The following is an 11,426-nucleotide window of genomic DNA, read 5'->3' as shown; positions in this document are numbered from 1 at the left end:
TTACCTATGCAAAACTGGATGCCGTTGGCGCGACCGGCACGCTTAGCTTTACGCTGAACGGCAAAAATGAGGCGGCCGGCGATGCGGTGACTGTGTCAGCCAATGTCACCGACGTGAATGATTTAACCACGCTGGCGAATGCGGTCAACGATCAGGCCGGTAAAACCGGCATTACTGCCACGCTGACCGATGATAAAAAAGGCGTGATCCTGAAGAATTCCGAAGGCTATGATATCGTCATCGATAAACTGACGCATTCGACAGCAGCGACAACGGTCGATATCACCGGTTTGCAAGAAGATGGCAGCACGGTGGCGGGCGTCAAGGCGACTGTCGCTGGCGGCGGCGTATCAGGCACCGATGCCGCGACCATCGGCGGCAGTCTGATTATGGATTCAGATAAAGCTTTTACGGCAACATCTGATAGTGCTACGGGCGGCATATTCGCAGCCACAACGGCACAATCGTCTACTTTGCAGAAAGTCTCCAATGTTGATATCGGCACACAAGCCGGTTCAAACGATGCGTTATCGGTTATCGATGGCGCCTTGGCAGCCATTTCCAATTCACGGGCGGATCTGGGCGCGATTCAAAACCGGTTCAATTCAACGATTGCCAACCTGGAAAACGTCTCGCAGAACGTCTCGGCGGCACGTTCACGGGTTCAGGACGCCGATTTCGCCAAGGAATCAGCCAACCTGGCCAGAGGGCAGGTATTGCAGCAGGCGGGCACGGCCATGCTGGCGCAGGCCAATGCCTCTTCGCAAAACGTGCTGTCTTTGTTGCGGTAACGATAGGTAGAAAAAAGCGGCAGATTATTGCCGCTTTTTTTATTGGGTTTAATAAAACACGAGGACGTGATGATGGATATCAGTAATGTTTCATCCCCGGTTGCAAATGTTGCCAAGCTCGTAGCTGTCCAAAATACCGAAAATCAGGATCAGGCATTATCGACTGAAGCGCAAAAAGATAATTTGAAAGCCGATAGCGAAAATAAGGGTTCAATACCAGGAATCGATGAGGAAAAAATAGATAGAGCGGTTGCCGATGTTAATGAGTTTTTCCAAAGCGAGCAGCGGAAGTTGTCGTTCTCTGTCAACAAGGATATAGGCAGTGTCGTGGTTGAGGTAAGGGATGTCGAGACCGATGAGGTTATCCGGCAAATACCGTCGGAGTCCGTTATAAAGCTGGCGGCACAGTTGAATGAATTAATCTCTGATACGGGCTCTGTTGGCGTACTGTTAAAAGAGAAGGTATGATTTTTTGCGGGGGAATTAAGAAATGGCTGTATCTTCACTGGGGTTAGGTTCTGGACTTGATATACGGAGTATAGTCAATGGCTTGGTGGAGGCTGAACGCCAGCCGAAGACATTCCAGCTGGCTCGACAGGAAGCCAGCCTTCAAGCCAAAATTTCTTCCTTCGGCAGTTTTAAAAGCGCGCTGTCCGAATTCAGATCCTCGCTGGCGGGATTAAGGCAAAGCAGCCAGTTCAATTCGTTAAAGGCATCTTCCAGTGACAGCTCGGTCGTAACGGCTTCCGTCGCCAGCAATGCCGATGTCGGTAAGTTCAGCATTGAGTCTAAACAGCTGGCGCAAGCCAACAGCCTGGCTTCGGCCGGATTTGCCGATGTCAATACAGCCATAGGCACCGGCACTATCACTATCAAATTCGGCACTACCGATTACGATGCGGAAACCGATACTTATAACGGCTTCACGCAAAACGCGGCCAAGGGCACGTTAACGCTGGTGATAGATTCAAGCAATAACACCTTAACCGGTATCAGGGATGCCATCAATAAGGCCAATTCGGATGTCAGCGCCTCCATTGTGTTCGATGGCAGTGCCAATCATTTGGTACTGACATCCAAGGAGACGGGGGCTGCCAATAGCCTTCAGATCAGTGTTGATGATCCGAGCCTGTCGGCCTTCGAGTTTAATGACGCGGCCACGAATTTAACCCAGACGCAAGCGGCCAAGGATGCCATCATGAGCGTCAATGGACTGGATGTTCACAGTGCCACGAATACATTTTCAGATACGATCAAAGGCGTGACTTTTGATCTCCAGCAGGCAAGCCCGGGCAAGACAATAACGATTGATGTGGCCCGCTCCCAGGCTGATATTGTCGGCGCGCTGCAAGGTTTTGTGGACGGTTATAATGCGCTGGCCCAAAACGTTAAGGATTTGACGCGATACAATGCCGACACCAAATCAGCCAGCGTCTTGCTGGGCGATGCCACGGTGCGTTCGGGCATGGCGCAGATACGTTCCGTCTTGGGTGATGTTGTGGGAGGGCTGGAAGGCAGTTCAATCAGAACCTTGAACGATCTGGGATTGTCGACGGCCGCTGACGGTACGCTGTCTTTCGACAAAAACAAGTTTACAGCCGCTCTGAATAAGGACCCTGAGGGCGTTGAAGCGGTTTTTTTGGCGATAGGCCGGTCGGATAACGCGGGCATGAAGTATGTCGCCAGTTCCGATACGACAACTGCCGGCAAATATGTGGTTAATGTGACTCAACCGGCTACGCAAGGGAGTTTAAGCAACGCCGCGATTTCCGATCTGACCGTGACGGCAGGCGTCAATGACAGCTTCAGCATCCGGGTTGATGGCGTATTATCGGGACAAATCAGTTTAACGGCCGGCGTTTATGCGACCGGTGCGGATCTGGCGGCTGAAATTCAATCCCGAATCAATGGCGATGCGGCTTTAAAAACCGGCGGCGTCAAGGCGCAGGTAACTTATGATACCGTTAATAATCGCTTCGATATCACGTCCAATGCCTATGGCTCGACATCCAGTGTCGATATCGTGACTTCAACGGCCGGAAGCTTGGGGTTGAATCCCGCTACCGGCATAGCCGGCACTGATGTCGCCGGTACGATTGGCGGACAGGTCGCCACGGGCAAAGGTCAGACGCTGACGGGAGCTAATGGTCTGGCGTTGTTTATTGACAGTGAAGCGAACGGCGATTTGGGCACGATTAATTTTTCCAGGGGCTTAATGGAGCGGCTCGATTCCATTTTAGGCGGATTGTTAAACAGTGACGGCGCATTAAACGCAAAAACGGCGGGCCTGCAAAAAAGCCTCGACTTGATCGGCAAGGAAAGGGACAGCCTGAATGCTAAAATGGCTAATCTCGAGGCTCGCTTGTTAAAACAGTTTAATGCCATGGATAGCTTGCTGGGGCGCTTTCAAAGCATAGGTTCGGCTTTAGGGCAGCAGTTGGCCGCGCTCCCGACCTATAATTCTTCAGATAAAAAATAATAGACAGGTAATAAAATGAACGCAGTGACTCATCGCGCAATGAATCAATACAAGCAGGTTGGAACTCAGATCAATGCCGACTCCGCCGATCCGCATCAACTGATCGTCATGTTGTTTGACGGCGCTCTGGAGCGGATTGCAATCGCTAAAGGCGCTATTTTTAGACAGGATATTGCCGAAAAAGGCCAAAAAATTGGTAGAGCCATTGCCATCATCGATGGACTAAGGGCGTCCCTGGATAAGGATAATGGCGGGGGAATTGCTGAAAACCTGGATGATTTATATGATTACATGCAGCGTCGATTGTTGGATGCCAATATCAACAGCGATGTTGAAATCCTGGATGAAGTCACCGGCCTGATCAAGGACGTCCGGGAAGCCTGGGTGGCCATTCCCCTTCAGGACAGATACGTGGGAAATTGATCAATGTCTCTGTCAATTCAGCAGAATAAACTGGCTGAAATCATTGATTTTACAGATAAAATGCTCGGTTATGCCAATGCGGGAGACTGGGAGTCGGTGGATGCCTTGCAACGCATCAGGGACGGCGTGATCACGGACTTTTTCTCCGATAGCGTAATAGTCGAGGCGGATTTTCTTGCCGAACAGATTCGCCATATTTTGAAGGTCGATAAGGAGATTATGGCCTTAGGTTGGTTGTATAGAAACGATCTGCAGGAGCAGCTAAGGAAAATCCAGCAAGGTAAAAGCGCCGTTAAAGCCTATTCGGCGCTGTAATCAATCTCAGGTCCTGTTCAGGATCAGTTCCAAAACCAGCTTACTGCCGAAATAAGCCAGAAGCAGCGATACAAAGCCGAGCAATGTCCACTTTATCGCTGTCTGGCCTCGCCAGCCGTGACGGCTGCGACCGATAAGCAGGCCCGAAAAAATAAACCACGCCAGTATCGACAGCACGGTTTTATGAACCAAATGCTGGGCAAATAAATCCTCTATGAATATAAAGCCGCTGATCAACGAAATGGTCAGGAAGCTAACGCCGGCGCCGAGCATTTGAAACAGCAATGATTCCATTGTTTGCAACGGCGGCAATGACAGGATAAAACGTTTGGGCGGATGGCTTTTGAGCTGCTGGTCTTGAATGGCCAGCAATATCGCTTGCAAGGCGGCAATATTCAGCAGGCTGAAGGCGATGATGGACGTCAACACGTGGATGCCCATTTGCCAGCTGTGGGTTTGAAGAGGCCGCAGTTGCTCCTGAAAGCCCAGGTTCAGTCCGAGCATGATGGCGGCGAGCGGGAATATCGCGATGCCCAGTTTTTCGACCGGCTTGCTGAGCGTTGCTGTTAATAACAGCAGGGTAACAATCAGTGACACCATTGCGGCGGTGCTGATAAAACTGAAATTAAAGCCATGCTCATTGCGGAAGTCGATAAGGGTGTAAGCCAGATGGGCGAATGCGGCCCCCCAGGCCAGATAAAGCGGAGTCCGACTGATATCACCCCGGTGAAATTTTTGGACAATAAGCAGTGTGCTGCCCAAATAGGCACAGATAGAAAGGACGGCGAGGACAGTAGCGTTCATTTGGCTGTGTTTTCTTGTGTTTAATGGGCCTTGCTGTCATTATCGCGACTAAAGCGCCCCGCCCAATCAAAATTCATTGAGCTTGATCGGGAGCGGCCGGTTAAATTTGCGCTTAGGAATGGGAATGAAACAAGACCCGCGATTGGGGCAGGATTTCTGTTCCTGTTCAACGACTGCATGGATGCAGGAGGTAGAGCAACGCATGGAGCAGTTGCCGAGGCGCGCAAACAGCCGCATGGCCAGCTATGTAGCTGTTTGCGCAACGCCGGTGATGAACGGAATGCCAAGCCAGTAGCGGGAGTTATAAAATTCACGTTCCTTAAGGGCTAATGTTTAATTTAATCAATATATTAAAAGCCGATACTTGTAGGGGTAATGTCATTACCCAGGACATAACAGCGAGTGGTGCAAAGGTCTCAATGGGTATGTTAATATAACCCGCTAAATAGTCCTAGCCCATTTGTGCTAGGCGGCGGTTTCCATGTAAATATTCAGCCCGGCATATTTTGATCTGACTGGATGGGCTTCGGTGAGGATTGAAGCGCCTTCCGCCCATAGAGAATCTGAATAATTACGTTCCCTTGATTACAGAATAAAGACACAGATATGTTTGATAATTTAACCGATCGATTAAGTAATACTCTTAAGAAAGTTAAGGGCCAAGGGCGGCTGACGGAAAGCAATATCAAGGAAACATTGCGCGAAGTGCGCATGGCGTTGCTTGAGGCTGATGTGGCCCTCCCGGTAGTGACGGATTTTATTGAACGTGTCAAGCAGGGCGCACTGGGCCAGGAAGTTCAGACCAGCCTTTCGCCGGGACAATCGCTGGTCAAGCTGGTTCAGGCTGAACTGGTCAAGGTGATGGGTGAGGCGAATGAGGGGCTTGACCTGAAAGCGGTTCCGCCGGCCGTCATTTTAATGGCGGGTCTGCAGGGTGCCGGTAAAACCACGACAGTTGCCAAACTGGGCCGTTGGCTGAAAGAAAATCAAAAGAAAAAAGTCGGCGTCGTCAGTGCCGACGTTTATCGACCTGCCGCTATCAAACAGCTACAGACGCTGGCCGATGACCTTTCCCTGGATTTCTTTGAAAGCGATATTTCCCAAAAACCGGTGGATATCGCAAAAAATGCAATCGAGGCGGCGAAGAAAAAATTCCTCGATGTCATTATTATCGATACCGCCGGCCGTCTGCATATCGATGACGAGATGATGGGCGAGATCAAGGAATTGCACGCGGCAATCGATCCGGTCGAAACCTTGTTCGTCGTCGACAGCATGACCGGCCAGGACGCGGCCAATACAGCCAAGGCCTTTAACGATGCGTTAACATTGACCGGCGTGATTCTGACTAAAGCCGACGGCGATGCGCGCGGCGGTGCGGCATTGTCCATCCGCCATATTACCGGCAAGCCTATCAAGTTCATCGGTGTGGGCGAGAAAACCAGCGCTTTGGAGCCGTTTTATCCTGATCGTCTGGCTTCCCGTATTTTGGGTATGGGCGATATGCTGGGTCTGATTGAAGAGATCGAGCAGAAAGTTGATAAGCAAAAAGCCGAAAAGCTGGTCAAGAAGATACAGAAAGGCAAGAGCTTTGATCTTGAGGATTTTCGTGAGCAGCTGCAACAGATGCATAGCATGGGCGGAGTCGGCTCCATGCTGGACAAGTTGCCCGGTATGAGCAGTATTCCGCAGGAAATGAAGGACAAGGTTAACGATAAGGAACTGGGGCGCCAGATCGCCGTGATAAATTCCATGACCATGCAAGAACGTCGTTTTCCTGATTTGATTAAAGGCAATCGTAAGAAACGTATTGCGGACGGCTGCGGGCAGCAATTGCATGACGTTAATCGAATTCTGAAACAATTCAAAATGATGGAAAAAATGATGAAGCGTTTCAAAAAAGGCAATATAACCAATATGATGCGCGGTATGAAAAGCAATCTTCGCGGTATGAGAATGTAGTTTTTATCGGCCATCGGCGCTTCAGTTGACAGCTTTTTTTGCATAGATGCCGATGGCCGCTTAACGTTTTTTACAGCCTCTTAAGCGATGTCATGAACTCATGAATGAATTTATTCTTCACTTATGTCGAAAATCGCGTAAAATAGGCGGATTAAATTTTGACTAAATGTTTTTGAGGAACTTAAATGGTAACCATTCGTCTTGCTAGAAGCGGCGCAAAAAACCGTCCTTTTTATCATGTGATTGTGACTGACAGCAGAAACAGCCGTGATGGCCGTTATATTGAACGGCTTGGTTTTTTTAATCCTGTAGCTCGCGGCAATGAAGAAAGATTGCGTCTGGATTGCGCCCGTGTCGAATATTGGAAAGCTCATGGCGCGCAACCTTCTGACCGTGTTGCAAAGTTGATTAAAGACGCACAGAAAGCGGCTGCATAATCTGAATTTGTCAGCGCGGGAAGATATAAACGTTGGCAAGGTTTCCGGCGTTTTCGGGATAAAAGGATGGGTTAAGGTCTTTTCTTTTACCGATCCGAGAGAAAATATTTTAAATTATTCTCCGTGGTTGCTGAAAAAAGGTAGCGAGACAAGGCTGCTTGCCGTTACTGACGGTAGTTTGCACGGCAAGGCGGTAGTCGCTCAACTTGACGGTGTCAATGATAGGGATCAGGCTGCTGGTCTTATCGGATGGGATATTTTTATAACCCATGAGCAATTGCCGGCGGCGACGGAAGGCGAATATTACTGGTCCGATTTGATCGGATTGAAGGTTGAAACCGTCGAGGGCGTCCAGTTGGGCGAGGTCGGCAGTCTGCTGGAAACCGGTGCGAATGACGTAATGATCGTTCAGGGTGAGCGAGAGCGGGCAATTCCCTTTTTACAGGGGCAGACCATAATTAATATCGACTTGGATGCCGGCATGATAATTGTCGATTGGGATCCGGAATTTTAATTATGCAGTATGCGCTTTGATGTCGTAACACTATTCCCGGACATGGTGACCGCAGCGGCCGGTTACGGTGTCACAGGACGGGCTATTGAGCGTGGCATCGTGCACCTGTCAGTCTGGAACCCGCGTGATTATACGCACGACCGGCATAGAACGGTCGATGACCGGCCTTACGGGGGCGGTCCCGGTATGGTCATGAAATACCAGCCGTTGCATGATGCGGTTTGTGATGCTAAACAGGCTGGCACCGGAGCCGCCAAAGTCGTTTATTTGAGCCCGCAGGGCAAACCGATAACGCAGGCTTTGCTGTCGGAAGCTTGTGATGTTTCTCAATTGATTTTAGTGGCAGGGCGTTACGAGGGAATCGATGAGCGCTTTGTTGAGTTGGTTTGTGATGATGAATGGTCGATCGGCGACTATGTCATCAGCGGCGGTGAGCTGGCGGCACTGATAGTGGTCGATGCGGTAACCCGTTTATTGCCCGGCGTGCTCGGGGACGAGGATTCCGCGCAGCAGGACTCTCATATGAATGGCCTGCTGGATTATCCGCATTATACGCGGCCGGAACAGCTGGAAGGACATGCGGTGCCGGCGGTTTTACTGGGCGGCAACCATGCGGATATAGACCGCTGGCGTATGAAGCAGGCCTTGGGAAGAACGTGGCGGAGACGGCCGGATTTATTGAAAAAAAAGAATTTAAACGCAGAGCAGGAAAAACTGCTTAACGAATTTAAAATTGAAGTTGATGTTAAATAGGGTGTGGCAATGAGCAATATTATTGATGTATTGGAAGCAGAACAGCTGAAACAGATTCCTGACTTTGGTCCAGGCGACACAGTTGTTGTACAGGTTAGGGTAAAAGAAGGCGAGCGTGAAAGAATTCAGGCTTTTGAAGGCATCGTGATTGCGAAACGCAATCGCGGATTAAACTCCGCTTTCACAGTAAGAAAAATTTCTCACGGTACAGGCGTCGAACGTGTTTTTCAAACTCATAGCCCTATGATCAGCGAGATCACTGTTAAACGTCGCGGTGATGTGCGGCGCGCTAAATTGTACTACTTGCGTGATCTGACCGGTAAAGCGGCTCGTATCAAAGAAAAACTTTGATCGGTTTTTTGATGCGCATGTAAAAAAGGCAGCTATGAGCTGCCTTTTTTATGTCTGGGATATCGCGCTTATGGCTATTGTAGGGCCGAATTCATTCGGCCTGGGCAGAGGATCATTTAACCAATCCGGAATTATTACCATGCCATTCGTCATTCATTGGGTTGAAAATTGTTCGAGGCCTGAGACGGTGTTCAAGATTCAAACACCCGCCGGCAATCTGGTCTTATTCGCTCGAGGCGATGTTTTGTTCAAGACGGACTGGGAGTTTGCCGGAGATCCGTTCCAAATTGTTACTGGTGAGCATGATATACAGCGGCAATTAAACCAGTATTGGCTGACTCCGGAAAAACCCATACACCTGAAGCTGTTAAAGCAGGGCAGCGATTTTAGAAACAAGGTCTGGGCGGAGCTCTGCCGCATACCATTCGGCGCAACGATCACTTATTCGGCGCTGGCCCGCAGAATAGGATCGGCTGCGCGAGCTGTCGGTAATGCCTGTCGGGATAATCCTTTTCCGTTGATTATTCCCTGTCACCGGGTGGTGTCCGTATCCGGGATGGGCGGTTATGCCGGGAAAACAGACGGGGATTTCATGACCATAAAAGCCAGATTACTGGATTTTGAAGCGGCCTACAAAAAATGAACGCGGCAGCAGGCTTTATCGATCAGTTTCTGGATGCGGTCTGGGTAGAGCAAGGCCTGAGCGAAAATACGTTGTCGGCCTATGGCAGTGATTTGAAAATTTTTGCTCAATGGCTGGCGGGGAAGTCCATACTGGATGTCGACGGCAGCGATATATCAAGGTTTTTGGCAAGCCGCTATAAAGATGGCATAGGCAACCGGTCGTCGGCGCGTATTCTGTCCAGTCTGAGGCGGTTTTATGGTTATTATCTCAGGGAAAACCGTATCACAGTCGATCCGACCGCGCTGATAGAATCGCCGCATATCGGCCAGCCATTGCCGACATCGCTGTCCGAAAACGACGTCGAATTATTGCTGAATGCACCTGAAGTAACAAATGCACTCGGGTTCAGGGATAAAGCCATGCTGGAAATGCTTTATGCCACGGGACTTAGGGTATCGGAGCTGGTCAATTTGAAGTTTGAGCAGGTCAGCTTCAGGCAGGGCGTGGTCAGAATTACCGGCAAAGGCAATAAGGAGCGGCTGGTGCCGGTCGGTGAAGAGGCAATGAGCTGGCTGGAAGACTATATGAGCCAGGCGCGGAAAAGCCTTCTGGGAGAGCGTCAGTGCGATTATCTGTTCGTGACCAACCGTGCCACCGGCATGACGCGGCAGGCCTTCTGGCACATCATCAAGCGCCATGCCAAAAAAGCCGGCATTAATAAAGAGCTGTCACCGCATACGCTCAGGCATGCCTTCGCGACGCATCTATTGAACCATGGCGCGGATTTACGTGTCGTGCAACTCTTGCTGGGGCATTCCGATTTATCCACTACACAGATCTACACGCATATCGCCCGCGAAAGATTAAAAGATTTACATTCAAAATTTCATCCAAGAGGATAGTTAACATGGCACAAAATATTCACCCGACTGCCTATATTGCACCGGATGTATCATTACCGGAAGATATAACGGTAGGCCCGTTCGCCGTTATTGAATCGGGTGTGGAGTTGGGGCGGGCTTGTCAGATCGGCGCGCATGCCGTTGTGCACCAATATGTGAAAATGGGCGAGGGCAATATCCTGCACCCGCATGCCGTTCTGGGCGGGCTGCCGCAGGATGTCAGCTTTAAACCCGAAACGGTTTCCTGGCTGATAATCGGCGACAACAATCATTTTAGAGAAGGGTTTACAGCGCACCGCGCTTCCAAGGAAAACGGCGAGACGCGCATAGGCTCGGGCTGTTTCTTTATGAATAACAGCCATGTCGCGCACGATTGCAAAATCGGCGATTATACTATCTTCGCCAATAATGTCGCCATCGGTGGCCATGTTGAAGTCGGCGACAGGGTTTTCATGGGCGGGGGCGTTGTCGTGCACCAGTTCTGCCGGGTCGGTTCGTATGCGATTGTGCAGGGCACGACAGGACTTAATATGGATGTTATCCCTTTTATGCTGGTCGGCGGACGTCCTGCCCGGCATTATAAGCTGAATTCGGTCGGCTTAAGGCGGGCCGGCATTACCGGCGACCGCTATAACGTGCTTTCAGCGGCATTCCGCTTGTTGAAAAACAAACAAAGTCTGGATTCGCTGGAAGAAACCGAAGAGTTGAAGCAATTGAAGGACTGGCTGGCTGTTAAATCCAAACGCGGCTTGCATGGGTTTATCGATATTTCCGCTTAGGATTCGGCTAAAAATGACCTCCGATATCCCTTCAGGTTAAGGCCATTTCCGGCCAATGGCCGTCCCCGTGGAAGTGATGCCCGCATCGCTTCCACCATTGTTACCCACATTTAAAACCAGGCCATTATTCAATGCCTAATCCTAAGGAACGTGAATTTTATAATTCCCGCAAATGACTTGTCTTTCTGTCCCTCTTCGGCGTTGCGCAAACAGTTACATAGCTGGCTATGCGCCTGTTTGCGCGCCTCGGCAACTGCTCCATGCGTTGCTCTACCTCCTGCATCCATGCAG

At 50.1% G+C, this 11,426-nt stretch carries 14 protein-coding genes; 13 read left to right on the top strand and 1 reads right to left on the bottom strand.

Annotation, left to right across the window (positions count from 1 at the left end):
- The 5 genes from EK22_RS21330 to EK22_RS21310 form a co-directional block, all read left to right on the top strand.
- Nucleotides 1-791 (top strand): flagellin (locus EK22_RS21330; protein WP_036254217.1); only part of this gene is annotated, 791 nt, incomplete at its 5' end.
- 69 nt (nt 792-860) lie between these two features.
- Nucleotides 861-1,259: a flagellar protein FlaG gene (locus EK22_RS23350; RefSeq protein ID WP_152565182.1), complete on the top strand. Its 399-nt coding sequence runs from the start codon at nt 861-863 to the stop codon at nt 1,257-1,259.
- Nucleotides 1,260-1,281: 22 nt separating this feature from the next.
- Nucleotides 1,282-3,270 carry a flagellar filament capping protein FliD gene (fliD, locus tag EK22_RS21320; protein ID WP_036254214.1) on the top strand — a complete coding sequence of 663 codons (1,989 nt, stop codon included), beginning with the start codon at nt 1,282-1,284 and terminating at the stop codon, nt 3,268-3,270.
- A gap of 15 nt (nt 3,271-3,285) precedes the next feature.
- Nucleotides 3,286-3,693, top strand: coding sequence for a flagellar export chaperone FliS (fliS, locus tag EK22_RS21315; RefSeq protein WP_036254211.1), 408 nt, complete (start codon nt 3,286-3,288; stop codon nt 3,691-3,693).
- A 3-nt stretch (nt 3,694-3,696) separates the two neighbouring features.
- A complete protein-coding gene (locus tag EK22_RS21310) occupies nt 3,697-4,008 on the top strand; it encodes a flagellar protein FliT (protein WP_020157966.1) in 312 nt (103 codons plus the stop codon).
- Between the two features lie 6 nt (nt 4,009-4,014).
- Here the strand turns inward: EK22_RS21310 and EK22_RS21305 are convergent, their stop codons facing one another.
- On the bottom strand, nt 4,015-4,812 hold the full coding sequence (locus EK22_RS21305) for a cytochrome C assembly family protein (protein ID WP_020157965.1): 798 nt from the start codon (nt 4,810-4,812) through the stop codon (nt 4,015-4,017).
- Nucleotides 4,813-5,418: 606 nt separating this feature from the next.
- Here EK22_RS21305 and ffh point away from each other — a divergent pair.
- The 8 genes from ffh (at nt 5,419) to lpxA (ending at nt 11,135) form a co-directional block, all read left to right on the top strand.
- Nucleotides 5,419-6,774 carry a signal recognition particle protein gene (gene ffh, locus EK22_RS21300; protein ID WP_036254207.1) on the top strand — a complete coding sequence of 452 codons (1,356 nt, stop codon included), beginning with the start codon at nt 5,419-5,421 and terminating at the stop codon, nt 6,772-6,774.
- A 185-nt stretch (nt 6,775-6,959) separates the two neighbouring features.
- Nucleotides 6,960-7,211 (top strand): 30S ribosomal protein S16, encoded by a 252-nt coding sequence (rpsP, locus tag EK22_RS23965; RefSeq protein ID WP_020157963.1) that lies wholly within the window; start codon nt 6,960-6,962, stop codon nt 7,209-7,211.
- Nucleotides 7,212-7,218: 7 nt separating this feature from the next.
- Nucleotides 7,219-7,725: a ribosome maturation factor RimM gene (gene rimM / locus EK22_RS21290; protein ID WP_036254203.1), complete on the top strand. Its 507-nt coding sequence runs from the start codon at nt 7,219-7,221 to the stop codon at nt 7,723-7,725.
- Nucleotides 7,726-7,734: 9 nt separating this feature from the next.
- The gene (gene trmD / locus EK22_RS21285) at nt 7,735-8,478 is read left to right on the top strand and encodes a tRNA (guanosine(37)-N1)-methyltransferase TrmD (RefSeq protein WP_020157961.1); all 744 of its coding nucleotides are present in this window, start codon (nt 7,735-7,737) and stop codon (nt 8,476-8,478) included.
- Between the two features lie 9 nt (nt 8,479-8,487).
- Entirely contained in the window at nt 8,488-8,829 is a 342-nt protein-coding gene (gene rplS, locus EK22_RS21280) for a 50S ribosomal protein L19 (protein ID WP_036254201.1), read from the top strand.
- 139 nt (nt 8,830-8,968) lie between these two features.
- Nucleotides 8,969-9,472: a methylated-DNA--[protein]-cysteine S-methyltransferase gene (locus tag EK22_RS21275; protein WP_036254220.1), complete on the top strand. Its 504-nt coding sequence runs from the start codon at nt 8,969-8,971 to the stop codon at nt 9,470-9,472.
- Nucleotides 9,469-10,356: a site-specific tyrosine recombinase XerD gene (gene xerD / locus EK22_RS21270; protein ID WP_036254199.1), complete on the top strand. Its 888-nt coding sequence runs from the start codon at nt 9,469-9,471 to the stop codon at nt 10,354-10,356. Before EK22_RS21275 ends, xerD begins: the two co-directional genes overlap by 4 nt.
- Nucleotides 10,357-10,361: 5 nt before the next feature.
- Nucleotides 10,362-11,135, top strand: a complete 774-nt coding sequence (gene lpxA / locus EK22_RS21265; RefSeq protein ID WP_020157956.1) for an acyl-ACP--UDP-N-acetylglucosamine O-acyltransferase — start codon at nt 10,362-10,364, stop codon at nt 11,133-11,135.
- Nucleotides 11,136-11,426: the final 291 nt, after the last annotated feature.

Source organism: Methylobacter sp. BBA5.1 (genome assembly GCF_000746145.1).
GTDB classification, from domain to species: Bacteria; Pseudomonadota; Gammaproteobacteria; order Methylococcales; family Methylomonadaceae; genus Methylobacter; species Methylobacter marinus.
This window is presented reverse-complemented; position numbering and strand designations above follow the sequence as displayed.

Coding starts and splice junctions, on each gene's coding strand:
- xerD (WP_036254199.1), top strand. CDS start 9,469: ATGAACGCGGCAGCAGGCTTTATCGATCAGTTTCTGGATGCGGTCTGG.
- EK22_RS21310 (WP_020157966.1), top strand. CDS start 3,697: ATGTCTCTGTCAATTCAGCAGAATAAACTGGCTGAAATCATTGATTTT.
- fliS (WP_036254211.1), top strand. CDS start 3,286: ATGAACGCAGTGACTCATCGCGCAATGAATCAATACAAGCAGGTTGGA.
- trmD (WP_020157961.1), top strand. CDS start 7,735: ATGCGCTTTGATGTCGTAACACTATTCCCGGACATGGTGACCGCAGCG.
- ffh (WP_036254207.1), top strand. CDS start 5,419: ATGTTTGATAATTTAACCGATCGATTAAGTAATACTCTTAAGAAAGTT.
- EK22_RS21275 (WP_036254220.1), top strand. CDS start 8,969: ATGCCATTCGTCATTCATTGGGTTGAAAATTGTTCGAGGCCTGAGACG.
- EK22_RS23350 (WP_152565182.1), top strand. CDS start 861: ATGATGGATATCAGTAATGTTTCATCCCCGGTTGCAAATGTTGCCAAG.
- EK22_RS21305 (WP_020157965.1), bottom strand. CDS start 4,812: ATGAACGCTACTGTCCTCGCCGTCCTTTCTATCTGTGCCTATTTGGGC.
- rplS (WP_036254201.1), top strand. CDS start 8,488: ATGAGCAATATTATTGATGTATTGGAAGCAGAACAGCTGAAACAGATT.
- rpsP (WP_020157963.1), top strand. CDS start 6,960: ATGGTAACCATTCGTCTTGCTAGAAGCGGCGCAAAAAACCGTCCTTTT.
- lpxA (WP_020157956.1), top strand. CDS start 10,362: ATGGCACAAAATATTCACCCGACTGCCTATATTGCACCGGATGTATCA.
- fliD (WP_036254214.1), top strand. CDS start 1,282: ATGGCTGTATCTTCACTGGGGTTAGGTTCTGGACTTGATATACGGAGT.